The organism is Bacillus cereus group sp. BfR-BA-01380, assembly GCF_022663535.1.
GTDB classification, from domain to species: domain Bacteria; phylum Bacillota; class Bacilli; order Bacillales; family Bacillaceae_G; genus Bacillus_A; species Bacillus_A cereus_BB.
In genome coordinates this window covers 121583-147905 of sequence record NZ_JAKUFS010000009.1, presented here as the reverse complement: position 1 = coordinate 147905, position 26323 = coordinate 121583, and the positions used below count along the sequence as shown (strand labels likewise).

Genomic DNA, 26323 nt, shown 5'->3' with positions numbered 1-26323 from the left:
AAGAAAAAGGACAATTCCATAAGGGTGAAGTGGTACATAACCAAAATGTTAGTGCCTAAATGATGCTTTAAAATGTATATATGAAACCTGTTCAATTTAGTATAGGCAATTTTATTACTTTTTGAAAATGTATTACTATAAGTTTCATGTCAAAAATTTTACTTAGCGTACGCTAAGTAAATTTCAATCTTTTTACAGACTGTGTAAGCTGCTAGTCGAGAAAGCTAACTTTTGGGTATAATAATAAAGAAATTTATCAATTTATAGTATCGGTTAGGAGCTCAGTAGATATGAAAACAGTTGTTGTCGTAGGTGGAGGTATTACGGGACTCTCTACTATGTTTTACTTAGAAAGATTAAAAAAGGATTACAATATAGATTTAAAATTGATCCTTGTAGAAAAAGAGGAATATTTAGGCGGAAAAATTCACAGTGTAAAAGAAAATGATTTTATTATGGAAACAGGAGCAGATTCAATTGTTGCTCGAAATGAAAATGTGATGCCTCTTGTAAAAGAACTGAATCTAGAAGATGATATGGTATATAACGAAACTGGTATTTCTTACATTTATTCAGAGAATACGTTACATCCTATTCCCGCTGATACAGTATTTGGAATCCCTACAAGTGTAGAGTCGTTGTTTAACAGTACGTTAGTCTCAACGAAAGGGAAAATTATTGCACTGAAAGATTTTATTACTAAAAACAAAGGCTTTACGAAAGATACATCGCTTGCTTTATTTTTAGAAAGCTTTTTAGGAAAAGAATTAGTTGAGAAGCAAATTTCTCCTGTCCTTTCAGGGGTATATTCTGGTAAATTAAATGAACTTACAATGGCATCTACATTACCATATTTACTTGATTATAAAAATAAATACGGCAGTATTATTAAAGGGTTTGAAGTGAACAAAAAACAATTCCAGGCAGCTGGAAATAAAAAGTTTTTATCGTTCAAAGGGGGACTCTCTACGATTGTTAATCGGTTAGAAGAGGTGTTGACTGAGACGGAAATACGAAAAGGAGTAACAACGACGAATATAAGTAGAGTCGGTAATGGGTATGAAGTTTCTTTTTCGAATCAAGAGAAACTAAAAGCGGATTACATTGTTTTAGCTGCTCCTCACGATATTGCACAAACAGTATTAAATTCTGCCGAATTAAACAGTGATTTCAATAAATTCAAAAATTCATCTCTTATTAGTATTTATTTAGGATTTGAAATACCTGATAATCAATTACCGGCAGATGGGACAGGCTTTATTGTTTCAGAAAATGGTAATTTATATTGTGATGCTTGTACATGGACAAGTAGGAAATGGAAGCATACATCGAATAAACAAAACTTATTAGTAAGAATGTTTTATAAAAGTTCAAATCCAGCGTATGAAAAGATTAAAAATAATAGTAAAGAAGAATTCATTCAAGTTGCTTTATCTGATATTAAAAAAAGTCTTGGAATTCAAGGTGAGCCGCAGATTGTTGAAGTTACAAACTGGAAAGACTTAATGCCAAATTATCATTTAGAACATAATCAGGCAGTTCAATCTTTGAATGAGAAATTGTCAGCTGCTTTTCCAAATGTTTACTTAGCTGGTGCTTCATATTATGGTGTAGGCATTGGAGCTTGCATAGGGAATGGAAAGAATACGGCAGATAAGATTATGAAAGCATTACATAATTGTTCGGAGTAATGCCACCTTTATCACGCTATTTGTGGGCAGTAATACTCCCACCTCAAAACGAATAGATTTAATAGCGACATCTATTCAACAAATTTCGTTATGTCCTCGCTGTTTTATTTCGAGTTGCTCCTAAACAGGGTAGAGGGAGTAATCGTGGTGTGAAGTGCAAAGTAACATCCGATAAATGTATTAATGAAGAAAGCCGCTCATTTTTAGGCGGGCGGCTTGTTCTTTAAATCTATTAAAATGTTACGCTTGTAGTGTAGGAAGATTCGCTTCACCTTCAGTACTTACACTACCACCACCAACACCGGGATCTCCGTGCGTATAAGCTAATCCAGATTTTTGTGGTGCAGGGAAATCAGCATGACTGTAAGAAGGAGAATCAGTACCGGGATCTCCTACAGCTTCATTACTTACAATACCACCTGTATCGCCTATATTGTAGGCTAAGTCAGGTCTTTGAGGTACTGGATAATCCCCATAAGCATATGATTGCGGTGAATCGTTATTTATTCCAAATGATAAAATTCCAACACAACTCAATCCTAACGCAATTACTCTAAGTTTCTTCATTACTTTAACGCCCCTTTTTCAAAAGTTTTTTGCTTAGCTTGGTGATATAATTTCTTGTTTTAAATTAATTGCTTTTAAAACTTGCTGTTGTAACATGGCTTGATACCAATCATTTAGCAACTTTGTAATCTGTTCATTCCCCTTCACTGATACGTTCATAATATTCTCCTCATCCACATAATTGTTGATTAAATATTAACACAATTTGGATAAATGGAAATGATAGATTAATTATTTTTCAACAAAAGATAGAATATTCGGTTTTTTTGTTAGAGTAAAATAAAAAAGGACAAAAGCTATTCCTTTTTCAAGAGTAGCTCGTCCTTTAATATTTTATTTTTCTTCTTCTTCTTTATAGTTCAAAGCAATTTCTACTATCTCTTCAGGTGTTAAGTCTCTAAAATCCCAAAAAATTAAGTCGCTTGGGGCGGGATGAGGTACGTTTGCCTCTAAAATATCAATATACTTACTACCTAATTCATCTGGTAATTTAGAATTACATATTTGCTCTACAAGTTCAATAAGTTCCTTTTTCGTCATTTTGTTCAATTTAATGCACCATACTAAAGAAGGGTTATTTTTAATGCTTCCTCAAGCATTGTATTGCAATCATTATATGTATTCATTATTGTACCAGATGGTTTATCAAGCTCTAAATAAGTACCATCAGATAAGCTTTTACAAAACCATGCTATATTTGAATCTCCAAGGAAAAGATACTCTTTTTGAAATTCATTTTCATACCAAATTTCATTCATTTCTATAAGTCCGCAAATTTGTTCATCTCTTTCTGTTTCTAGTAAAGAAGGATCAACTCCGTAAAGTACCAGCCCGTTAAAATCTAGGCCATTTACGGTTTTGAGAAACTCTTCATACTCAATCGGTAATTCAATACTAAAATTCTCTTTCACATGTTCTCTTAATCTTTGAACTTCATTCTCTGTTGCAGATGTATTCAATTTATCATTAAAGCTTTTCTCTATTTTTTCAATTTCTAAAATCAAATTTTCCACATGTAAAAACCTCTTTCTAAATTTGTTTATTCTCCTTTAGGATAAATGTTGTGTTTTGGGATAGGACAGCTTATGTCTACACTATCTCCAGGCTCTAAGTGTTTAGTTAACGTACGTTGTGTATTAGTTACCGCTTTATGGTATGGATGATTTTGTATTAAAGTCAAATTTTCAAAGTCGTTTGTTCGTTCCTCCGTCATCTAAAGGTAAATTATGATGTACTTGCCATCCTTTTGGGTTGTTTCCTTTTTTCATCCTTTCTATATAGCATCCGTTATTCCTGCTTTCTTAAGTTCGGAAAGCTTAACAGGGTCATTTACTAAAGAATTAAGAAAGGCTTTCCTTACACTGCTATCAAAATTTCTCCGAAGAACTTCAACTTTTTCTTTAGTCCTCTTAGAATAATTGATATCCTCAACTTTGACATCCTTAAGAGTTACATCTTTACCGTATAAGTTACCAATAAAAACGTCTTAGTCTTGTTGTCATAGGGATGATTTTACATAGTTTTGCGGCGGTTATGGAGAAAAAAGAGGAGAAAATAACGGCATGAGAAGATGATCTTTTAAGGTCATCTTTTTCTGTTTTTGAAAGGATAAAGTATGTATGGTGGAAGGTAGTTCCTATTTTAGATTAAAAATTAAGAAAAATATGATAATATATAAATGGAAGATTAAAGAAATTTTATTAGAGGGTACGAGGGGATTTATTATGAGCATAAACGATATAATTGCCAAAACAAAAATGCCAAATACAATTCATACAATTGTAAGCGATTTACGAAAATTAGGTGTTACAGAAGGAATGAATGTTATTGTACACTCATCCCTTAGTTCGATTGGTTGGATAAGCGGAGGGGCTTTGGCGGTAGTAGAAGCTTTAATGGAAGTAGTTACAGAAGAAGGAACAATTATTATGCCGACTCAAACGAGTGATCTATCTGATCCGAAAAATTGGCAAATGCCACCTGTCCCAGAAAGTTGGTGGGAAATTATTCGTGACAATGAACCACCGTTTCATCCAGAAACAACACCAACACGAAGTATGGGGAAAGTAGTGGAATGTTTTCGTACATATCCGAATACAAAAAGAAGTAATCATCCGTTACATAGCTTTGCAGCGTGGGGGAAATACGCAAAACAAATTATTGATGGTCACATCCTTGCTCCTAGTTTTGGAGAGCAGTCACCTTTGGGGGAAATATATGATTTAGATGGATATATATTATTAATCGGAGTGGATCATGATTCGAATACATCACTTCATTTATCTGAAGTTCGTGCGCACTATCGAGAAAAAGTTCAAATTGGAGCACCAATTATTGAAAATGGAGTTCGTATATGGAAAGAGTATGAAGAATTTGACTATGATTCTGATGATTTTGAGCCGTTAGGAAAGGCACTTGATGAAACAGGAGCGGTTACATATGGGACGATTGGAAATGCATCATGTAAATTAATGAAACAACGAGAAGCAGTTGATTTTGGAACGGAATGGTTTTTAACACAAAAGAAAACGAAGAAAATATGTAATTAAAGGATGGGGCAACATGAAGGGAAAAAAAGTACTAATTACAAGTGGTGGCTGTTTAGAAAAGTGGGATAAGGTACGAGGACATACGAATTTATCAACAGGAAAAATGGGAAAGCTTCTTGCGGAAGAAGCGTTGAAGAACGGGGCTTCTGTTATATATTTACATGGTTACTTTGCAGAAAAACCTGAAGCGGCTCATAATCTTTCCTCTCATTCTTTTGAAGGAATTATCGATTTACAAGATAAAATGAAACAAATTATAACAAGTGAAAAAGTAGATATTGTTATTATGGCGGCAGCTGGATCGGATTGGGTTATTGATAAAATTGTCGATCAAGAAGGGAATGTAATGGATAAATCAGGAAAGTTATCGAGCGATATGCCGCCAGTTATTCATTTTAAGAAAGCTCCAAAAGTACTAGCACAAATTAAACAATGGGATCCGGGTGTTTTGTTAGTGGGGTTTAAGTTAGAGAGCGGTATAAGTCAACAAGAATTAATAACGAGAGCACAAATCCGAATGGAAGGTGCACAAGCAGATTTCATAGTTGCAAATGCTTCACATGCACTATATACCTCTGAAACGAATCACTACATTATTTCTAAAGATAGTGAAGTTCAAGTATGTACTGATAAAGCAAATACAGCAAAAAGTCTTATCGGTAAACTTGCGATGATACATTTTGAAAAAGAAAAAGTTTATAGTCATTATTGATAACTAAGAAAGAATATATGTTGTGAAATGATGGTGAGATAATGGAAAATCTATTAAAAAAAGCAATTCAATTACGGAATGAGAAAAAATTCGCTCAATCAAGAGAGCTATTGTTAAGTTTAACAAACTTTACTCAAAATCCAGAAATCTTGTATCAATGCGCATGCACACACGATGCTATGGGAATGGAATCGGAAGCCGTTCCATATTACGAGAAAGCGATTGAACTAGGAGTAGAAGGGGAAAGTTTGCGAGGGGCTTATATCGGTTTAGGAAGTACATATCGATGTATTGGAGAATACGAGAAAGCTATTGCTATATTAGAAGCAGGAATGAAACGTTATCCAGATGATGACGCTATGAAAGTGTTTTTATCAATAGCAAAATACAATGTACAATCTCATGAAGATGCGATGAAGCTGTTGTTAGATGTAGTAGTAAAGGCAGACGGTGTAAAAAAATATGAAAAAGCAATTACATTTTACAAAGAGCATGTAAATGAAATTTTCAAATAAAAAGGAATGATTACATGAATCATGCAATAACGAAGAAACGATTGTTAATCTGGTTTGCTATTACGAGTTTAATTATCCTTTCAAATATGCTTGTTTATGCACTACCAATCATGTCGCCTTTACCAAATAGAGTAGCACTTGGTTCTCTATTTGATTTTATAATTACTATTCCAATCGTTACTTACATTCTTATTATAAGAAAACGATATTCACTAAAATACATCTTTCCTGTTATACTTGCAGGCTATGTTGTTGCAAGATTTATTATTCCAAATCCGTATTTTGAATCTTTTACGTTTGTCACGTATATAGTAGTAGCTGGGGAAATTGCATTTCTTTGCTTAGAGCTGTATCTTATTTACAAAATAGGAAGAAAACTCCCTGCGATTATTCGCTCTTATAAGAAATATAGGTATGCATATCCATCTTTTTCATATGCAATCGAAAAGGCAGTGTACCAGTCAGTTTCCAAAAGTGTTGGTGTGGCTGTATTGTTATCTGAGTGTAAGTTGTTATACTACGCTTTATTCTCTTGGCGTAAAAAAGAGCGTACAAGTTCAGAGATGTTTACGTATCACAAAAAAACAGGTTCCATTGCATTTTATATGATGCTCATACATGCAACTTTAATTGAATCAATTGGTTTTCATTATTTTCTTCATCAATGGAATCCGGTTGTAGCATGGATTCTTCTAATCTTAAATATTTACGCTGTGATATTTTTCTTGGCAGAAATACAAGCAATTCGTTTATGTCCATATGTTATAACTGATAAAGAGCTTATTTTACAAGTTGGTCTGACGAAACAGCTTATCGTCCCATTTTGTAATATTGAAAGCATACATCATAATAAAGGAGCATTACCTTCTGAGATTGAACAAAGACAAATTTTTGATGCGACAGTAAACGAGTTTATGAAAGAACCAGCAAAACTCGAAATCGTATTGGTAAAGCCAATGCAGGCAACTATGTTTTTGGGGTTTCAAAAAACAGTAACAAAAATTCATATTAATGTGGATGATGAGAGAGTTTTTTATGATGGTGTTATGCATAAAGTTCAAGAGAGAATCAATCAGGAAACATAAAAAGCTGACCACCTAAGAATCCTTACTTACCGAAAGATAAAGTGCTCGGCAGGTAAGGATTCCTTTCATAATGCCTATTCTTTCGGAATAATTACAAATGCATTCGGAAGATAGCGCATTCCTACCGACGTTTCGGTTGCTGGTTTTAGCTGTAGTTCTCCTTTGTATATCATCGTTGTGGAACCTCCGCCGTCAAGGGCAAATGCATCTATACATCCGTATTTTTTGAAAAGGGACACCATATCTCTCATAGAAGCACCGCGATGTTTTTTGTTCCAATAAAACCTGCCGTCTGTTACAATCATGATGACATTTCCTTTAGCATCTTGCCCGATGCCTGTTCGTGGTGCCCAGCCAAATGCTTCCTCAATATGATCTGTCACCATATTTTCCCCATCCACAATCAACTGCGGTCCGAATGACACAGCTTGCGTCACGTTCATACGCTTTAACTCATTTATAGAATACATTCCTGTAATGAATTGTCCTTTTTTGGTAAATCCACAAATAAGATTGCGTGCGTCTTGACTAAAACCAGGCTCTGAACGAATCATACCATTAGAAAGCGCAATACCGATAATTTGGCCACCACGTCCAATACCTCCCGGATCTTTAAAGCCTCCTGCGTTGATACCCGCAATACCTCCATTTTGTTCAATGAGATCAGATAACGGTTGTCCCTGATCATGATATTTCGTACTTACTAAATGGATGGTAGTTGGGTCATTTACTTTCATTACTTTTGCTGTGAAATGTGGATCTTCAATTGTTTCCACAGTTACAGATAACGGTTGTTTTTTACGAGGAAATGAAATATTAGGAAGTTTTGATTTTTGTGTTGGCGGTGCATAAATAGCGGTTTCTAATTGATGAATTTCATCTTTCGACAAAAGTAATCTTGCAAATTGTGGGTGCTGTGATGATAGAATAGATCCTCCTATCATTTCGCGCAGTTTGTGACCAGAATTCGTACCATACAACCAAATTATTCCTCCTGCAAGAACAATGAGAGCTATTAGACTTACTTGTTTTATTCCTCTTCTTATCCAATTCGCCATATGACTACCTTCTTTTTTTCTTAGTATGTCATATTTTTTATTTCTCAACACAATGAAAAAACCGGCAAGTACAAAGCTTACCGGTTTTCATCGTAAAGTAGTGAAAATTATGATAAAATGGAAGAGTAACTCATGGTCAGAGTGGTTGTTCTATTATCACTTCTCTAAGTGAAGGGAGGTGATAATTTGAGTGAACTTACGTTGCTTTTGCAAGGCGGTCTTTTTCTCGTTGCATTGCTAACGTTTGTCGTATTATTAATCGACAAGCTCAAAAAATAACAACCCACTCTACGCCAATAGAAGGTGGGTTGTCAAATTCATGAGAAACAAATAGGATAATGAATAATCCACTCTACTGAGTTATATGGGACTAGTGTGTTGCCGCACGCTAGTCTTTTTTTATTTATATGCTAATTTATGTGATTGTATCGTTCTTTTCATTGTTATTATAGCACAATCTTGTTTATGTAAAAAAGGAGAGCGTACGTTCTTCTTTTTGAAACTACATCGATTATTTTTTAAGATTGCATTCCGATTGTTGGTTTGAATAATCCATTCATATATTCTTTCAAACTTTTTTTATAAAACACTTGGTTGATTGCGTCATTCACACCAACAATTGGTGACGGAAGACTGTATCTTTTTTTAGACAGATGAACAACGACATCAAACACATCAAAGAGACGAATAAAGCAAAATAATCCATCTTTGTCGCTTAATAAAATGAAATAATGGTTTTCACAATTGGTACTTAATGTGTTCCACAATGAACTTTTGCTTAAATCTCGTACAATATTTCGATCTTTTAATTCAATGAAATCTATGTTAGATAAAATGTTAGAAATGACAACTGCGTCGGGATCATGAAAATAACCATCTATTGTATGTACAGCAAATAAATAAGCCATTTTCAATAAACTCATCTTATATTTGCGGTTATCAAGGAGTAATTCACGTTGAATAGAACCCGCAACTTTTGTTACTCGTTCTTCTTTCCATATTTCATTATGAAGTGAGATATCATGTCTTTTACATAGTTTCATAATGAGGGAATTTGAGAATTGGAACTCATCACTATCCGTTTCTTCATTTGTATAATCTTTATCATCATATATATCTAGAAGAAGAGGAGAGTCAATTTGCTGTTTAAGCTGATCTATTTTATACTGTATTAATTTATGGCTAATTAATAGACGATCTACACTTTCTATTACGTTTTCACTGCATGTTTCACACACTGTGTTGATATAGTAATATCCACATAACACTTCTGGAATTACATATTGTTCTATACATTGTTTATCATCTCTACATATACTGCATATTGGCATAGTTATCACCTTTTAGTTGCAAATTTTTATCTTGTTATTTGTGGGCAATAAAATCCCCATTTCACGACTTTGAGAAATACAAAGGAGATAAGTTGGGGATAATTACCCGTAAAAGTTCGTTTGGTTCAACTCATGACCAGCAGGGAATGAAAACGCTACTGACAAAAGTTTCACTTTATATGTCTTTATTGTAGTTTATTTATTTATGTTTTGGAATAAAGAACGAGGAAATAACATATAAATTTTTGCTTCGATTTGTTAAAATGGTAAAAGAAATTTAAAAGGAGGCTCTTTTTTTGAAATCAAAAGTTCACTTTTGGACATTAGAAGTATTGATGGCTGTAGCGATTATTTTTATCTGTACAAAAATTTCGTTTTTATTTCAACCAATCGGTATTTTTATATCCACTTTATTTTTTCCTATTTTAATTGCTGCATTTATGTATTTTATGTTTAATCCTGTGCTGCTCTTTTTAGAGAACAAAAAGGTACCGCGAAATTTAGCCATTTTGTTACTGTATGTATTTATTATTACATTAATAGCTGTTGCAGTCGGCGTTGTAGTTCCAACTGTATCTCATCAACTGATGGATTTAATAACGAACATGCCAACGTATATTAAAGTAGGGAGAGAGTACATAACAGATTTATCGAATCATAAGCTATTTCAATGGCTTACAACGCAAGATTATGTTTCGTTAGCGACATTAGAAAAGCATGCTCTTGCGTATTTGAAAGAAATACCAAATACACTTACAGCGAGTGCAACAGCAGTATTTGGTATTATTACAAACGTTGCATTAGTTGTTTTCACAGTTCCATTTATTTTGTTTTATATGTTTAAAGATGGTCATAAATTCCCTGGAGCAGCAGTTCGTTTTTTACCAGAATCATATCGTGAAGAAGGACTTCGTGTTTTTAAAGAAACGAATGAAACCCTCGCGGCGTATATTCAAGGACAAGCACTTGTTTGTTTATTTGTCGGAGCTTTCACGTTTGTTGGTTATTTAATTATTGGATTGCCTTATGCTTTTATTTTAGGGATTGTGGCAGCATTTACGAATATTATTCCAAATTTAGGTCCGTTTATTGGGGCAGCGCCAGCGGTTATTGTTGGGCTATTTGTATCGCCGATGCAAGCGGTATGGGTTATTGTTGTGGTAACGATTGTTCAGCAATTTGAGAGTAATATTTTATCGCCGCGAATTATGAGTGAAAAACTAAATATTCATCCTTTAACAATTATCATCTTAATTCTTGGTGTCGGAAATTTTGCTGGAATTATTGGAATGATTTTAGCTGTACCAACCTATGCCGTGACGAAAACGATCATTTCAAACTTAGTAAGGCTTTTTAAATTGAAAAGAAATAAGAAATAGAAAGAAGACCAGTTACAGATTGTAACTGGTCTTTTTTCGTTTTAAGTATAAATGTAATACGAATAATTAAAAGATACGTATGGGTTATTTGACTTTCATCCGTTACTTAAAGTTAAAAATTTCTATTGAAAATTATTTATGCTAGCAGTATTCTATACATATTCAAACATTTGAAGATGTATAGAATACTGCTAAAGTCATTAAAATGAAAAGGAAGTTATGGAGGCGTTTGAATGGGAAACGAAATGCAACAGTTTAAGGCTGATTTTTTTAAAGCCTTATCACATCCTTTACGGATCCGTATTCTTGAATTGTTGTCAGAAGGTGAAAAAAGTGTAAATGAACTTCAAAGTATTCTTAATAAGGAGGGTTCTGCAGTCTCACAACAGTTAAGTGTACTACGTGCAAAAAATATTGTTGTTGGCACCAAAGATGGGAAACGAGTTTTATATTCTCTTCGAGATCCTATGATTATGAACTTACTGGAAGCTGCACGAGCAATTTTTAATAACCATTTAATTGATACGATTTCAATGTTGGAAGAACTAGATGACGAAGACGATAAAACGATAGTTAAGGAGGAAGTTGAGTATCGAAGTTAAGAAAGAAGTTATTATTCAACATGGAATTGAAATATTTCGCTTAGTAGGAGCTCATCACGTTTGTGATGTATGTATTAAAAGTGGGAATTCATGTTGTTTTTCATGCCAACATTTACAAGATGAAGTTGGGTGTCAAAAGAGAAACACGTCTTGTACAGCCTGGTTATGTGGGATGCAAAGTTTTTTATTTGATCAAATAGGATTATTAGAAGAATGGAATCGTTTTTGGAGTGAAATTCCAGGTCAAATGTTTCGTGGAGATCATACGCCAGATAAGGTATGGATTAAATCATTTATAGATACAAAGAAGCTAGATAGCCGAGAGGGGGAACTTCTAGCAGAAAGGTTAAAAACCTATGTGGAAGAAGACGGAGATATAGGTGAATTAGAACGTCATTTGAGCAAAACGTATAGTAAATATTAAGCTAATGATTTCCTTATATAAGAGCATGGGAAATGTATTTACAATTCAAATTTATTAAGAGGTAGTTATTCTTTCAGAAAAAGTAAGATTTATTAAAAACAGAAAAGAAGGGTTTAGAATGAAAGGGTTATTTACAGGAAGATTTGAAGGATACTCGTTGGGTCACTTTCAAAAGGATCTTCTTTCAGGAACGATTGTCGGAGTTGTTGCGATTCCACTTGCTATGTCTTTTGCTATAGCTTCTGGGGTTAAACCAGAGTATGGGATTTATACCACATGTATTGCAGGGATTCTTACTGCGCTATTTGGTGGTTCGAGATATCAAATTGGAGGGCCGACAGGTGCTTTTGTTCCGATTCTTTTAGGTATTGTAATTACCTATGGATATGAAAATTTATTACTGGCGGGTTTATTAGCTGGAATTCTTTTATGTCTTATGGGTATTTTTAAACTGGGATCTTTAATTAAGTTTATCCCGCGTCCTGTAACAGTTGGTTTTACATCAGGTATTGCTGTTAGTATTTTTACAGGGCAAATTGCTAGCTTTTTAGGTCTAACAGGCATAAAAAAGCATGAGGCATTTATAGCAAATCTAAAAGAAATCTTTATTCATATTGATACTATCAATTATTACAGCATTATAACAGCTATCATTTGCCTTGTTGTTATACTCATAACACCAAAGCTTTTTCCAAAAGTACCTGGTTCATTAGTAGGTATTATCATTTCAACTTTAATTGCAACGGTATTTTTCTCAAGTCATATACCTACTATTGGTACAGCATATGGTACGATACCTAATACACTTCCGCAGTTTCATATACCAGAAATTACATTAGAGCGTATAAAGCAGTTAATGGGTCCGGCATTTGTTATCGCGATGCTCGGTGGTATTGAATCACTTCTATCTGCTGTTGTAGCAGATGGTATGACAAATAGTAAGCACAACAGCAACAAAGAACTTATTGGTCAAGGAATTGCTAATATTGTTACACCGTTATTTGGAGGAATTCCAGCAACTGGAGCGATTGCCCGAACAGCAACTAATATTAAAAGCGGAGCTACTTCGCCGATGTCAGGTATTATTCATGGGATACTTGTTTTATTAACACTTTTATTACTAGCTCCATATGCTTCGCATATTCCACTTGCTAGTATGGCTCCCATTTTAATGGTGGTAGCTTGGAACATGAGTGAACAAAAACATTTTGCTCACATCCTTAAAATGAAGAGTGGAGATTCGCTTGTATTACTTGTAACATTTTTGTTTACTGTATTTACGAGTTTAACAACAGCTGTAGAAATCGGCCTTATTTTAGCTATTATTTTATTTACAAAACGTATGAGCAACATGCTCGTTATATCTAAAGTGCTTCCAGATCATTCGAGAAAGAATGAAAAATTGTTACCACATGTAGTGAATAAAACTCATGATTGTCCGCAAATTAGCATTTATACAATAGAAGGACCTTTATTCTTTGGTGCTGCTCAAACATTTGAACAAAACATTTTAGCAACCATTCATTATAAACCTAAAGTTTTAATTTTACGAATGGGAAAAGTTCCTTTTATTGATACTACAGGAGAGTCTTACTTTAGAAGTATTGTTCATTCTTTTAAACAACAAGGTGGTATACTTCTAGTCTCAGGAATTCAATCTGAACTAAAAACAACTTTAGTTAGAAATGGACTGTATGCTGAGATTGAGGAACAGAACTTCTTTGAACATACAGGAGATGCAATTACGTATGCTTTAGAGCATTTGGATACGAAAAAATGCATAGGATGTAAACATTTTGCATTTCGTGAATGCACGCAACTTTCTCATCAATCTGAGAAAGTGAATACAGTAAAAGATAAAGTAAATGCATTAGAGTTTTAAACAAGTAATAAATAAAAATTGAGAACAAGGTTGCATATATTTTTATATAACAACCTTGTTTTTGTTTGCCCGTCAAATTTTATCCGAGGAAAGAGGGTTTTTATGTCGATTTGTTAATTTGTATTTATCCCGCATTAACGGGCAGTAAGACTCCCACCTCAAGATTGAGAGAGAAGTGAAGAAGATAGGTGGGGGATAACTGCCCGTAAAAGCCCGATTGGTTCAACTAACCATCAGTGGGGGATGAAGAAAATCCCCACTGATGGAAGTTTCACTTTATATCGTTCTGTTATGCGGAGTCTACCTCTACAATCCAAATCATAATTTTCCGCTTTGATAAAATCATTCTAAACATCTCCTTTCATCGCTATTTGGTATTTATAATTACAGATGGTTATAAAACGATATTTGACGATCTTTTACTTCGTCCACGATTTGTTGAACACGTTGTTTTTGTTCAAGTTCTTCTTCAGATAAACGAGTTTTTTGAATCGTAATCGTTAAAAAGAATACATGAAATGTCATGTTATTTTTAACTCCTTTCAAGTGTATAAAATTGTAAGAATATGAAAATCGCACAAAAAAGCCGCAGGAAGACAGAGTGCTCCTGCGGCAAGGCATGAAAAAGCCACAGGAAGGCATTCGACCTCCTGTGGCAGAATAATTTAAATCATAGTAAACACGATTTTCAATTCTCCATACGGGTGGTCGAACATTTATTTGATTGTGAAACAGGTGCTACATATACAGCTACTTTCATCATATCATTCGACCTCCTTTGGAAATTTTTTCTTACGTAAGTAAGTATATACAGTTGGGTAACATTTGTAAACCCTGAAATGTAAAAATAGGGTGATTTTTTTGAATTTTAATGAAAATATACAGTTTTTAAGAGAGATTTCATAAAAAATGGCGAATAATTAGTATGGAGAGGGATAAATTGAAATTACTCATTTTTGGAAGAACTTTGTTTAATTGCGAGAACAACGATTATTAAAAAACTAGATGGGAGTACAATCATTACCATGAGTTTTCAAACCGATTATTTTTTAAAAACAGCAATTAGCACAGTACTATTTCCGTTTACAGCCACAAATCTGTACATAATAAAAAAGAATGAAACGAAAGAACCTGGAAGTATCGTGAATATCGACGGTTGCAACGTTCATGCTATTATTTCCGGTGAAGAAAATGGAAATCCTACTGTTATTTTAGATGCAGGATTAAGCGGAAATTGTTTAGCTTGGTGTCTTGTTCAGCCTGAATTATCAAAGTTTACAAGGGTTGTTTCTTTTGACCGGGCTGGGTATGGCTGGAGCGATACGAGAAGTGGTTTATCGACTAGTCAAGAAGTGGTGAATGATTTGAAAATGGCTTTGGATAAAATGAAAATTTCTCCTCCTTATATTTTAGTAGGACATTCATTTGCAGGACTAAATATGCGCTTATTTGCAAGTCAATATCCTGATGAAGTAGCAGGTATTGTATTGATTGATGCGGTCCATGAAAATCGATACTTGAAAGAGGAAATGGACACAGATAGGTCACAACAATACGTAAAAAGTTTAAAACAAATGAGATTAGGGTATATCACCGCAACTATTGGTTTGCCGCGCTTATTAAAAATACCGGTAGGAGGGAGAAGACTTCCTGCGCAAGTTCAAAATCATGTAAAACATGTGGGATATACACCCGGAGCATACGAAGCAGTTTACAAAGAAATGCTGTACAGCGAAGAATCAGCGAAACAAGTAAAACGAGCAGAAAATTTACGAGAAAACTTACCGGTAATTGTAATTAGTTCTAACAATTCAGATCCAACATGGAAAGAGCAGCAGCAACTTTTGTGTCAATTAACGAACTGTACGAAGCATATTCAAACAGGGGCCGGTCATTCGATTCAATTGGAGAATCCAGAGGTCGTGATAAAAGCTATAGCAGAATTATTGTAGAGGGAATAGAAAAGGGAAGTTATCAAAATTTCATCGAGGTTAGAATAGAGTGTTTAAGAGGCTTGATGTTTCTATGGAAAAGGAGAAACATTGAGCTTTCTCTTTTTTATAGATTTCGTAACTAAAATTAAGTATGGGGAAATATGTATAAAAAGAATAAACTTGTAGAAGGAGGGATGGGAAATGAGGAACTGGAAAGATGATATGTTTAGAATACTTGGAGTATGGTCTTTACTTGCTGCTTATATCGTTTTAACAATGTCGATGCGTTATTCATGGTTAACGGTGTATCAAAGTTTAGCGGTATTAGGAGTGCCGATCATTGCAATCGTATGGTACTTTGCGATTAGAAATGTAATGTTTGCAAACATGTTGTTTATAAGAGGGATACGTGTAACTATATATCTTGCTTATGCGTGGTCATGTTGGATGCTTCGAAATATTTACGGTATTGAAAATGAGAAAATGTGGCTTTCTGTTAGTTGGCTACTTCCGGTATTATATCTTTATTTCACTGATAAAAAACCAGAGTGGTATGTGCTTGGCGGCGGAGCATTGCTTTTCTTTTTATCAAATATAGATGAAATGACGTGGTTTGTTGTATCACACAAATGGCAATCTATTATTATAACGATTGCTTCAATTATATGGTACTGCTTGGAACGAAAAATGCCGGGGCGCTATTTATTTTATACAGCTAGCTTATTAGGGTTATGGATGGTATATCTTGCAAGTTTATATGAGAGAGGAGAGCCTAGTTACTGGGTAAAAGTGGTGTGTGCAATCTTTATGACACTCACATACATTATTGTATTCAAAAAGATAAAAGAAGGACATTTATATAAAATAACAACTGGTGCAATCTTAACGTCCTGGTCATTGTATGCATTGATAGACATAACGAATTTATTTGTAAATTTAACGATGAATCTCTCTTATATATTGATGGGACTTGTCGGCTTGTTTGTTGTTATTTCACAGCTATTTTTCACTTGGCAAGAAAAAAAGAAACAAACGAACACAAACTCTCGAAAAATAGGAGAGTACGTGCTATATGTTTTAGTAAGCTCAATAGGAAGTGTTCTTTTCCTTGCGAGTCTTTACTTCATTTTATGGGAAACTGTAAGAGAAAGTAGCATAATCATGATTGTAAGCGCTACGCTAAGTGTACTTGGAATTTGGGGATATAAAAAAATAGCAGCAAAATTTTTGCGTGTTTTTTTATTTGTTTTCGCTATCACAGCAGGAATTACAACGCTTGTAACAAGTCACCATTACATATGGGGATTGTTGTATGCTAGTTGCGTATTTGGGTATTGGTTATTTGCAAAACATAAGGCAGAACAATATAGTTTATGGTGGTTATTAGAAGGAGTCATAATAAGTGAATGTATGAGAGATACGGAGTATACAACAAGTATGGGTTATCTCGTACTCATTCATATCGGATTTTTCATTTTTGCGATTATACGGAAAAACAAATTTTTATTACGAAATAGTGTTGGGTTTGGAATGATATATGCGTTTTTCTATTTGTTAGGGAAATACGAAGGTGCAGATCCTTGGTTTATTGTAGGTGTACATGGTGGATATGTATTACTTCTTGTACTAGGCATGTTGTATGTAAGGGATACTGTAATAAAGCGAATTGGTATCGTTATCTATTTGTTTACGAATCTTATTATGTATGAGACAAATTACATGGGAAACTATGGATTGAGCTGGATGTTGTTTCTGGCAGGGGTTGTATTGTTACAAACAAAAAAGCAGCAAAAACAAGAGAACATTATAAAACATAACAGCACATACAAGAAAAAACACGTATGGGTAGTAGGGATACTTTCCACTTTTATTTTACTAGGTACTGTTACACAACAAGAATGGAACTATTATAACAGTAAAATTGTATTACTAGAATTGGGAAATCCAATTAAAGAATTAAGAGATATGAAAAAAGTGTGGTTTTCGTTCAAAATAGAAGCGGAAGCAAACGAAATGATGTTGAATCGTGAAAGACAAAAGGAAACAAAAATACCTGTGTTTATAAAATTGAAAAAAGAACAAGGAAAGAATTATCGTATAGATCAAATAAAATTCAATCATTACCCGAAAGAAAAGGGAATTTGGATAAAAGGATATATGAATTATGGATATGTTACGATAGGTAGTGCACGTGAAGTTCCTGTTACTCTTGTAAAAGGGGAGGGGATGTATGCAAAAGTACAAATTGCGAAGAATGGAAATAGTAGAGTAATCGAAATTCAATGACATAAAGTGTGCATGGATAAGAAGTGATAGGGTTAAATGGGATATTAAGGAATAAGGATGTGTAAATCGAAGGTGAAATACTAGTATAAAACAAAAATGGGTCATAGTTTGGATTGTAATTCCAAATATGACCTATTTTTTTCATATATCTCAGTCTTACCTTTCATTATTAGAAAAAGTTAGAGTAGAAAATCTAACTTGTTTTATGTCGAAATTTACTTAACGTATATTTTCGTTAAAATTCGGGTGAGGCTTCAATAAACAATTCTTCAAAAACTTTTACTCTATTAAGAAAAGTCTTTCCAAGTAAAATCAACACTCAAAATACCGACAGGCCGTTCATTGGCTATATAGTTTTTTGTAGAAGCTAATTCTGGTTTGCGAATACAAACAAGATTTTTGTAATTCCCAAATGCTCGACAAATGAATGGACGTATCGAATGAATGCCGCACCGATCGTTAATTTCGTCATAAAAAATACAGGTCCCAAAATATCGTTGTTGTTGCTTTAAATCTAGGCGTTTTTTAGTAGGCATTGCTTTTAACTTCTTTTTTATTTTTTTTAACTCGTTTTCTGTAATTGGAACAGGACCGCAACACATTCCTTTACAACCTTTACAAGGCAAACTTTCCATTCCATCATCTCCTAGAATAGGTAATTGTCATCATGAATTTAAAGATACGAGTTTTCTAGCTCTAAAATTGCAAAAGCGATAAAAGTAAATGGCATTATAGGTACAATCATTGTCAACTCCTTTACTTACCCTCTAATCCAGGGAGTTTATTTATATTTTTTTCTGGACACTTGTTTGCTGTCTTTCTTGCTGATTCCAGAGGTGTTGCTTTTCTTGGATTTTCTTTTCTCGTTTTAGACCAACACAAAAAGGTCTTTAGACACACTTGAAGAAAAATGTTCCTCAAATGGTCCAAAAGACCCTTGATCTCTGTTATTCAGATAAAAGCTCGATAACGAGATACCCGCTTGCATCTCTTTTGAAAAGAAAAAATGTTACTATTATTATAACAAATTTATCCATTTATTACAAGAATAACTGAATTTAAAAGAAGATAAATCGCTTTTCTTGTATTACATGCTTACAATTAATTAATCTATGATATGAAACTCATTACCCAAAACGGTTCATGGTTCGTTCTTAACGTACAGCAAAACTAAGTTTTTTGAAGTGAAAAATCCGTTGTATACAAAATGTCTAGAATTATAGTTGAACTAAGAAATATGAGTGTGCTAAAATTAAAAAATGACCTGTTGGAAAATTTGATTTTATTCGATAATTATCCAATATAATTGTAACAAAAATCACCTGTGTTTGTCAAACTTTTGGTCAAATTTTTTTTCGATAAGGAGTGACAAGATGGAGCGGCATGAACGAGAGTGGGAGAGAGAACAGCATCGAATAGAGGAAGTTGTAAAAAAAATTCAAGAGCGCGTGGAGAGTCTTCAACAATATGTAAGCAGCGGGCAAAAAGAGGTAGTTCATATTCGGAAAAACTTTTGGGACGATGTAACAGCTAACTTTGATAATGCTGAAGAGGCCGTTGAAACAGCAGCAAGTATAAAGCAACAAGCAGAGTTGTTAGCTGAAAGAGAACGTAGTCACTATCATGCAAACAAGCAGCTGACCATGTTAAAACGACTAGAACAATCTCCATATTTTGGGAGAATTGATTTTTTAGAAGAAAGTGAAAGAAGTCCCGATCAAATTTATCTTGGCATTCATTCGTTTTTTGATGAGAGTACAGATCAATTTCTTGTTTATGATTGGAGAGCACCAATATCTAGTCTGTATTATGATTATTCGTTGGGTTCGGCCGTGTATAAGGTGCAAAATGAAATGATTACAGGAGAAATAACTTTAAAGAGACAATTTATCACTCGTAACGGTCAAATAGACAGTATGTTTGATACGGGAGTAACAATTGGTGATGCCTTATTACAAGAAGTGTTAGGGAAGAATGCAAATACACAAATGAAAAGTATCGTTGCTACGATTCAGAAAGAACAAAATCTAATTATTCGCAATGAAACGAGTCGTTTACTTATTGTGCAAGGAGCAGCAGGAAGTGGAAAAACATCGGCTGCATTGCAGCGTGTAGCCTATTTACTATACCGATATCGAGATACATTACATGCAGATCAAATCATTCTTTTTTCTCCTAATCCAATGTTTAATAGTTATATTTCGACTGTTCTTCCTGAATTAGGAGAAGATAATATGAAACAAACAACATTTCAAGACTATTTAGAAGAGCATATAGAAAAAACTTTTCATGTAGAAGATCCGTTTACGCAAATGGAATATGTACTTGCAGGGAAAGAAGACTCAAAATATTTCGTACGTATGCAAGGTATTCAATATAAAGCAAGTGCCTCTTTTTTGAAAGTTGTAGATAACTATGTGACGTATTTGAGACAAGATGGAATGCTTTTTAAAGATGTGAAGTTTCGCGGAAATGTATTAATCTCAAAAGAGGAAATAAAAAAGGAATTTTATTCTTTTCCTCTGTCGATGAGGATTCCTAATCGACTAAAATTAATTTCTGAGTGGCTGCTAAAAGAATTAAAGAAAAGAGAGCTGCTAGAACGAAAAGAACTTTGGGTGGAAGAAGAAATACAGCTATTAGATAAAGAGACGTATGCTAAAATTCATAAAAAACTTCAACAAGAGAAACAATATGACGATAATACATTTGATGATTTTGAACGTGAACAACAAATGTTAGCTGCAATGATTGTGAAAAAGCATTTTAAGCCACTTCGTAAACGAGTGAAAGGGCTCCAATTCATGAATGTACCTGCGATTTATGTACAGTTGTTTGCAAATCCGTTGTTTGTTGAGAGATTTACGAGCAAGACTGAATTACCGCTATATTGGAAAGAAATATGCCAAGAAACAGTGGAACGTATACAGCGCTTTCAGATGGCTTATGAGGATGCGACGCCTTATTTATATATAAAAGATCAGCTTGAGGAATTACAACGAAATACATCTGCAAGGCATATATTTATTGATGAAGCACAAGATTATTCTGTTTTTCAGTTTACCTTTTTGAAGCGATTATTTCCACATAGTAAAATGACGGTACTTGGTGATTTTAATCAAACGATACATGCGCATGCGACTGAAAATGGATTTTCGCAATTATATGCTTTATATGGAGAGGAAAAAAGTAAGCGGATTGAACTTACACGTAGTTATCGTTCAACGAAACAAATTATTGAATTCACACGGCAACTTATTTCAGAAGGAAACGGTATTGAACCCTTTGAGCGCGAGGGGAGTAAACCTGTTATAAAAGCAGTAGAAACGGATGAAGATTTACACCAAAGAATTGTAAATCGGATTCAATATTTGAAAAAAAATAATCATAAAACGATAGCGATTATTTGTAAAACTGCCGAGGAAAGCAAAGCGGCATATGACATACTACAGCAACATATACAAATTCACCTTATCGAAAAAGAAACCACTTCTTTTGATTCGGGAGTACTTATTGTACCTTCCTATTTAGCGAAAGGTGTAGAGTTTGACGCTGTTATTATTTATAATGCTTCAAACCAACAATATAGAAAAGAAAGCGAACGTAAGCTTTTCTATACAGCTTGCACACGTGCTATGCACGAGTTATATATTTATTATAAAAACGAATTAAGTCCGTTTTTAGCAACAGTCGAGGTAAATACTTATATGCAAAATAAATAAACGAAACAGAGGTCACGCTATGAAGCATGACCTCTGTTTCGTTTACATTTTTATATGGTAGTAAAGCGTATTTTGTTGGATTAAATTTCCGCACATCACACATAATAATGCGTAAGAAATTTTGATGATTTAGGATGGTTAACATGTGGAAAACGATTGTTTCCTACCTTCCGGAGTGGAAAGTTTTTGGGCAAGCTTTTATTGTATTGTTCATCCCGTATATGATTTCAAAAATTTTTAGTTGGATTCATAAATTAGAGGGGAAATAAAGTGAAACTTTAATCAGTGGGGGTTTTCTTCATTCCCCACTGATTATCAGCCCTCACCAATCGGGCTTTTACGGGCAGTTTATCTCCCGCCTAACTTCTTAAGAAAAGTGGAAGTGGCTCGTTCAGAATGTGAGGGGGATGGAGCTTCTTCCTAAGAGGTGTTTTTTACCTCTTAGGAAGAAGCGAAGCCACCGAACATTCTAGCCACTGAAGCTGGACAATGCTTTTGCTGAATTTTGAGGCGGGAGTATTACTGCCCACGAATAGCGGGATAAAGGAATAAATGATTAACTGTATTTATTTTGGGGTCAACCACAGAAAAATAACTTTATCAATTTCCTCTCAGTCTGGAAACCATTTGCTGCAATACTAAGGAAAATTTTTTGATTGCTGCTGAAGTTAATATAGTATAAGGCTACCGCTTAATCTGGATGCACACTAAGCTTTTTAAGAGAAAGAGTGATAAGAATGAGAGAGCAGAAAGTTAGTTCTATTCCAGACCCAAAAGAAAAGTTTATAGGCGATTTCACTTTGGATCTGGAACTCGTAAAGAAAGAAATTAGTTATAACTCAGATGTACACTTTCGGGAATTTAACATTGGGCGTACAGGTATTAAAGCGGCAATCATTTTTGTAGAAGGACTGTCAGATAAAGAGCTCATCGACACACATATTATGAAATCATTAATGGTTGATTTTTATGAAGAATACATGAATGACTCATCTTACAGGGAAGGGACAGTTTCAAAAGAGTTTATTAAAGAGCAAGTCCTTTCTATTAGTGAAATAAAAGAAGTTCATGATATTAAGGGGTTGATGTCAAAAGTATTGACAGGATCAACGGGACTCTTGGTTGATGGTTCATCGGAAGTATTGATTCTCAGTACAACAAAAGGAAGAACTCGGAATGTTGAAGAACCTATTTCAGAGGTATCAGTCAGAGGTCCGCGGATCGGATTCACGGAAGTTTTAAGTGATAATACTGCTCTTTTACGACGTCATGGTGAAAATGCAGGCTTGTCATTAGTAAAATTCCAAGTAGGAAAGCGGGCAAAAAAAGACCTCGTCGTCGCTTATATGAATGAGATTGCTGATTCAGAATTAGTAGAAGAAGTGAAGAGGAGAATTCAAAAAATTGACATTGATAATGTACCGGAATCAGGATATATAGAGCAGCTCATCGAAGATAATTACTTCAGTCTTTTTGCACAAGTACAGAGTACGGAGCGTCCTGATCGTGTCATTGCTGCATTGATGGAAGGGCGAGTTGCCATTTTATTAGACGGAACGCCTTTTGTGTTAATCGCTCCAGTTACATTTAGCATGATGATGCAATCGCCTGAAGATTATTATGAACGTTGGATTCCAGGCACTCTCTTCCGCATATTACGTTTTGGAGCGGCTATCATTTCTCTTTTTACACCTGCTTTGTATATTTCCTTTATCTCGTTTCATCCTGGATTGATTCCAACTAAGTTAGCCATTTCTATCATAGGAGGAAAGATGAGTGTTCCTTTTCCTGCGATTATTGAAGCACTGCTTATGGAAGTAGCTATTGAAATTTTACGAGAAGCCGGACTGCGTTTGCCAAAACCAATTGGCTCGGCAATGGGAATCGTGGGCGGACTAATCATCGGGCAGGCAGCGGTAGAAGCTGGAATTGTTAGCCCTATTATGGTTATCGTAGTAGCCGCAACGGCCATTTCTTCATTTGCGCTCACGCCTTATAGTACAGCAATTCCACTTCGCATCCTTCGTTTTGCAGGCATGTTTTGCGCTGCTTTGTTTGGATTGTACGGACTTATTCTGTTTTTTCTCTTCTTATGCAGTCATTTGGTGAAACTAAAGAGTTTTGGTGTACCATACGTTAGTCCAGCGGTTCCTTATAAAACAAGTGATTGGAAAGACTTTATCGTTCGCGCTCCATTTCAGATGATGAAACGACGTCCGGAGATGCTACATCCGAAAGATCCAATACGAAAAGGATAGCTTACTTTGAAAAGGAAGTGACCAGTGATGATTACCAATCCTAAAGATCGAATTGAGACTTCACAAGCAGCTGTCGTTCTAATTAATTATATACTTGCAGCCGGTATTCTCACCTTACCTAGAACAGCTGCAGAGAAAGTGAAAACACCTGATGTTTGGATAACTGTTATTATCGGCGGGTTGATAGCGATGGTTACGGGGATAATCATAGTCAAATTAAGCCAACAATTTCCCGAAAAAACATTTTATCAATACAGCCAAGACATTGTAGGAAAATGGATCGGCGGGTTACTTAGTCTATTTATTATCGTTCACTTTTTTACTCTTGCCTCATATGAAGTAAGAATACTGGAAGAAGTAACAAATTTCTTTTTACTGGAAGGAACCCCCAACTGGGCTATTATTATGACATTTATGTGGGTGAGTCTCTATTTAATGATAGGTGGCATAAATCCAATGGCTCGTATGTTTGGAATTATATTCCCAATTACAGTATTTATTTTTTTACTGACTGCCTTTATGAGTATTGGAATATTTGAGATAGATAATCTTCGTCCGGTATTAGGATTAGGTTTTATGCCTGTACTAAAAGGGTTAAAAACAACAACTCTCGCATATTCAGGCGCGGAAATCATGTTGCTCCTATTGGTGTTTATGAAGCAACCGAACAAAGCTGTAAAAGTTGTTCTAGTTGGAACTGCTATTCCCTTGGTTTTTTATGTAATTACTGTAGTGATGGTTATTGGAGCGTTATCTGTCGATGGAGTAGTCACGAGGACGTGGCCAACAATTGATCTTATGAGAAGCTTTGAAATCCCTGGTTTAATATTTGAACGGTTTGAATCTTTATTGCTCGTGATATGGATTATGCAAATCTTTTCAACGTATTCAATCTGTTACTATGCTGCTGCTTTTGGATTGGCTCAACTTTTTAAAAAGAACATTCATTCATTTTTATTTGGATTACTGCCAGTCGTTTACATCATTGCATTAACTCCAAAAAATATTAACGACTTATTCAAACTTGGGGATATGATTGGTAATTCGGCTATGTTCTTATTCGGTATATTGCCAATTCTTCTCCTCATAATTGTGAGATGGAGGAAGGGAAAGTATGAAACAAAGTCTTAATAATATACGATTCCTTCTGGTATTACCGTCAGTTCTTTTACTTTTTTCTCTAACAGGCTGCTGGAGCAGTCATGAAATTGAAGAACTAGGTTTCGAGGTAGGTTTGGCATTTGATAAAGGGAAGGAGTCAACTGCTGAGAAAGCACTAGAAGAAAAGGCTAAGGGATATTCAAAAAAGAATATTATAACAACAACCTACCAATTCGTTAAACCGCAATCTTCAGGTGGAGGTGGGAAGGGCGGAGCACCCGGACAAAAAGCTTATACGAATGTTTCTGAAACCGGAGATTCTCTTCATCAAATGATTCGTGAAGTTTCGTTAAGAAGGGATCGGCCCGTAATCTTTCACCACACGAAAGTAATTGTTATTAGTGCAGACCTCGCACGTTCGTATAGTTTGAAAAAGTTACTTGATCTTTATCTTCGTGATAATGAGATTCGACCAAGCTGTCTCATGTTAATTAGTAAAGAACGAGCTAGTAAGACGTTAGAAATGAAAGAAAAAGGAGAAATCCCGGCGCTTCGTTTGTATGGAATTGCAGATAATGAGTATAGAACATCAAGGATTTTACCTCCTGTGCCGCTTGCTAAATTACCAGGTAAAATGCAATCTGGATCTAGTTTTCTTTTGCAAAATGTGATTTCGTCAGATGGAGAAGTAAAATTTTCGGGAGCTGCTATTATTAAAGGAAAGACAAAAAAACTGCACGGTTTTTTAAATGAAGAGGAATTGGAAGGTTTAACGTGGATAAGCGGGAAGGGGAAAGGTGGTTTAGTGAAAGGCCGTGATAAAGAGACAGGACAAATCATTATGTATGAGGTTATATCGATGAAAAGTACGATCACTCCTCACGTTAAAAGAAACAAAATTTCTTTTGATGTAAATATCAAATCAGAGGGACGGATATCTGAAAATTGGGTTGCTTCAGGAACACCTTTTAATAATAAATTTCTAACAAAAGCAGAAAAAGCAGCTGAACAAGAAGTGAATAGACTAGTGGATCATACACTAAAAAAAATTCAAGAAGAATATGAAGTCGATGTTGCTGGTTTTGGAAACATATTAAGAATTAAGTATCCGAAAGTATGGAAAAAAGTCGAAAAAGATTGGGATAAAACATTTAGTAAAGCTCCAATCAAATATACCGTGAAAATAAATATAAAAGATTATGGCGCCGAAGGATCTTAAAAATGAGA

24 protein-coding genes and 1 pseudogene are annotated in these 26323 nt (G+C 34.6%); 17 read left to right on the top strand and 8 right to left on the bottom strand.

All coding sequences use genetic code 11. The features are described from left to right. The first annotated feature begins 290 nt into the window (after positions 1 to 290). Positions 291 to 1691, top strand: coding sequence for a protoporphyrinogen oxidase (locus MR076_RS11200; RefSeq protein ID WP_242220579.1), 1401 nt, complete (start codon positions 291 to 293; stop codon positions 1689 to 1691). A 240-nt stretch (positions 1692 to 1931) separates the two neighbouring features. Here the strand turns inward: MR076_RS11200 and MR076_RS11195 are convergent, their stop codons facing one another. From MR076_RS11195 to MR076_RS11180, 4 genes and pseudogenes are all read right to left on the bottom strand, one after another. After that, positions 1932 to 2258, bottom strand: coding sequence for a Phr family secreted Rap phosphatase inhibitor (locus tag MR076_RS11195; protein WP_242220577.1), 327 nt, complete (start codon positions 2256 to 2258; stop codon positions 1932 to 1934). Between the two features lie 48 nt (positions 2259 to 2306). After that, positions 2307 to 2417: pseudogene (locus MR076_RS11190) on the bottom strand (response regulator aspartate phosphatase); the annotation flags it as partial. Between the two features lie 174 nt (positions 2418 to 2591). Beyond that, a complete protein-coding gene (locus MR076_RS11185; protein ID WP_242220622.1) occupies positions 2592 to 2798 on the bottom strand; it encodes a bacteriocin immunity protein in 207 nt (68 codons plus the stop codon). A gap of 23 nt (positions 2799 to 2821) precedes the next feature. Next, positions 2822 to 3262: a YrhA family protein gene (locus MR076_RS11180; RefSeq protein ID WP_242220621.1), complete on the bottom strand. Its 441-nt coding sequence runs from the start codon at positions 3260 to 3262 to the stop codon at positions 2822 to 2824. A 660-nt stretch (positions 3263 to 3922) separates the two neighbouring features. On the opposite strand from MR076_RS11180, the gene MR076_RS11175 reads away from it, so the two are divergent. The 4 genes from MR076_RS11175 to MR076_RS11160 are packed head-to-tail and all read left to right on the top strand — an operon-like array spanning position 3923 to position 7119. Then, positions 3923 to 4807: an AAC(3) family N-acetyltransferase gene (locus MR076_RS11175; protein WP_277928451.1), complete on the top strand. Its 885-nt coding sequence runs from the start codon at positions 3923 to 3925 to the stop codon at positions 4805 to 4807. Positions 4808 to 4820: 13 nt separating this feature from the next. After that, positions 4821 to 5519, top strand: a complete 699-nt coding sequence (locus tag MR076_RS11170; RefSeq protein ID WP_242220576.1) for a phosphopantothenoylcysteine decarboxylase domain-containing protein — start codon at positions 4821 to 4823, stop codon at positions 5517 to 5519. Positions 5520 to 5560: 41 nt separating this feature from the next. Next, positions 5561 to 6034 carry a tetratricopeptide repeat protein gene (locus MR076_RS11165; RefSeq protein ID WP_242220575.1) on the top strand — a complete coding sequence of 158 codons (474 nt, stop codon included), beginning with the start codon at positions 5561 to 5563 and terminating at the stop codon, positions 6032 to 6034. A 14-nt stretch (positions 6035 to 6048) separates the two neighbouring features. Further along, entirely contained in the window at positions 6049 to 7119 is a 1071-nt protein-coding gene (locus tag MR076_RS11160; RefSeq protein WP_242220574.1) for a hypothetical protein, read from the top strand. A 74-nt stretch (positions 7120 to 7193) separates the two neighbouring features. Here the strand turns inward: MR076_RS11160 and MR076_RS11155 are convergent, their stop codons facing one another. Further along, positions 7194 to 8177: a phosphodiester glycosidase family protein gene (locus MR076_RS11155; RefSeq protein ID WP_242220573.1), complete on the bottom strand. Its 984-nt coding sequence runs from the start codon at positions 8175 to 8177 to the stop codon at positions 7194 to 7196. Positions 8178 to 8363: 186 nt separating this feature from the next. On the opposite strand from MR076_RS11155, the gene MR076_RS11150 reads away from it, so the two are divergent. After that, entirely contained in the window at positions 8364 to 8456 is a 93-nt protein-coding gene (locus MR076_RS11150) for a putative holin-like toxin (RefSeq protein ID WP_090914879.1), read from the top strand. A gap of 239 nt (positions 8457 to 8695) precedes the next feature. Here MR076_RS11150 and MR076_RS11145 read toward each other — a convergent pair whose 3' ends face one another. Further along, complete coding sequence (locus MR076_RS11145; protein ID WP_242220572.1) at positions 8696 to 9508, bottom strand: HNH endonuclease; 813 nt, start codon at positions 9506 to 9508, stop codon at positions 8696 to 8698. Between the two features lie 296 nt (positions 9509 to 9804). Here MR076_RS11145 and MR076_RS11140 point away from each other — a divergent pair, with 296 nt between their 5' ends. The 4 genes from MR076_RS11140 to MR076_RS11125 all read left to right on the top strand — a co-directional run bounded on the left by MR076_RS11140 (position 9805) and on the right by MR076_RS11125 (position 13795). After that, positions 9805 to 10887, top strand: coding sequence for an AI-2E family transporter (locus MR076_RS11140; RefSeq protein ID WP_242220570.1), 1083 nt, complete (start codon positions 9805 to 9807; stop codon positions 10885 to 10887). Positions 10888 to 11120: 233 nt separating this feature from the next. Then, positions 11121 to 11489, top strand: coding sequence for an ArsR/SmtB family transcription factor (locus MR076_RS11135; protein ID WP_242220568.1), 369 nt, complete (start codon positions 11121 to 11123; stop codon positions 11487 to 11489). Further along, complete coding sequence (locus MR076_RS11130) at positions 11473 to 11913, top strand: DNA mismatch repair protein (protein ID WP_242220566.1); 441 nt, start codon at positions 11473 to 11475, stop codon at positions 11911 to 11913. The genes MR076_RS11135 and MR076_RS11130 overlap by 17 nt, the downstream gene beginning before the upstream one ends. A gap of 118 nt (positions 11914 to 12031) precedes the next feature. Then, positions 12032 to 13795 (top strand): SulP family inorganic anion transporter, encoded by a 1764-nt coding sequence (locus MR076_RS11125; protein WP_242220560.1) that lies wholly within the window; start codon positions 12032 to 12034, stop codon positions 13793 to 13795. 384 nt (positions 13796 to 14179) lie between these two features. Here the strand turns inward: MR076_RS11125 and MR076_RS11120 are convergent, their stop codons facing one another. Further along, on the bottom strand, positions 14180 to 14320 hold the full coding sequence (locus MR076_RS11120) for a YrzI family small protein (protein WP_242220558.1): 141 nt from the start codon (positions 14318 to 14320) through the stop codon (positions 14180 to 14182). 500 nt (positions 14321 to 14820) lie between these two features. Between MR076_RS11120 and MR076_RS11115 the strand changes: the two genes are divergently transcribed. Both MR076_RS11115 and MR076_RS11110 read left to right on the top strand, forming a co-directional pair. After that, positions 14821 to 15747, top strand: a complete 927-nt coding sequence (locus MR076_RS11115; protein ID WP_242220555.1) for an alpha/beta fold hydrolase — start codon at positions 14821 to 14823, stop codon at positions 15745 to 15747. Positions 15748 to 15930: 183 nt separating this feature from the next. Continuing rightward, positions 15931 to 18015: a hypothetical protein gene (locus MR076_RS11110; RefSeq protein WP_242220553.1), complete on the top strand. Its 2085-nt coding sequence runs from the start codon at positions 15931 to 15933 to the stop codon at positions 18013 to 18015. Positions 18016 to 18302: 287 nt separating this feature from the next. Here the strand turns inward: MR076_RS11110 and MR076_RS11105 are convergent, their stop codons facing one another. Beyond that, positions 18303 to 18650, bottom strand: coding sequence for a YkgJ family cysteine cluster protein (locus MR076_RS11105; RefSeq protein ID WP_242220552.1), 348 nt, complete (start codon positions 18648 to 18650; stop codon positions 18303 to 18305). Between the two features lie 738 nt (positions 18651 to 19388). On the opposite strand from MR076_RS11105, the gene helD reads away from it, so the two are divergent. The 5 genes from helD (at position 19389) to MR076_RS11085 (ending at position 26315) form a co-directional block, all read left to right on the top strand. Continuing rightward, positions 19389 to 21737 carry an RNA polymerase recycling motor HelD gene (gene helD / locus MR076_RS11100; RefSeq protein ID WP_242220549.1) on the top strand — a complete coding sequence of 783 codons (2349 nt, stop codon included), beginning with the start codon at positions 19389 to 19391 and terminating at the stop codon, positions 21735 to 21737. A 143-nt stretch (positions 21738 to 21880) separates the two neighbouring features. Beyond that, a complete protein-coding gene (locus tag MR076_RS26375) occupies positions 21881 to 22006 on the top strand; it encodes a hypothetical protein (protein ID WP_277928448.1) in 126 nt (41 codons plus the stop codon). A 468-nt stretch (positions 22007 to 22474) separates the two neighbouring features. Further along, a complete protein-coding gene (locus MR076_RS11095; protein WP_242220547.1) occupies positions 22475 to 23995 on the top strand; it encodes a spore germination protein in 1521 nt (506 codons plus the stop codon). 27 nt (positions 23996 to 24022) lie between these two features. Beyond that, positions 24023 to 25126 carry a spore germination protein gene (locus tag MR076_RS11090; RefSeq protein ID WP_242220545.1) on the top strand — a complete coding sequence of 368 codons (1104 nt, stop codon included), beginning with the start codon at positions 24023 to 24025 and terminating at the stop codon, positions 25124 to 25126. Next, complete coding sequence (locus MR076_RS11085) at positions 25110 to 26315, top strand: Ger(x)C family spore germination protein (RefSeq protein WP_242220544.1); 1206 nt, start codon at positions 25110 to 25112, stop codon at positions 26313 to 26315. Before MR076_RS11090 ends, MR076_RS11085 begins: the two co-directional genes overlap by 17 nt. The last annotated feature ends 8 nt before the right edge of the window (positions 26316 to 26323 follow it).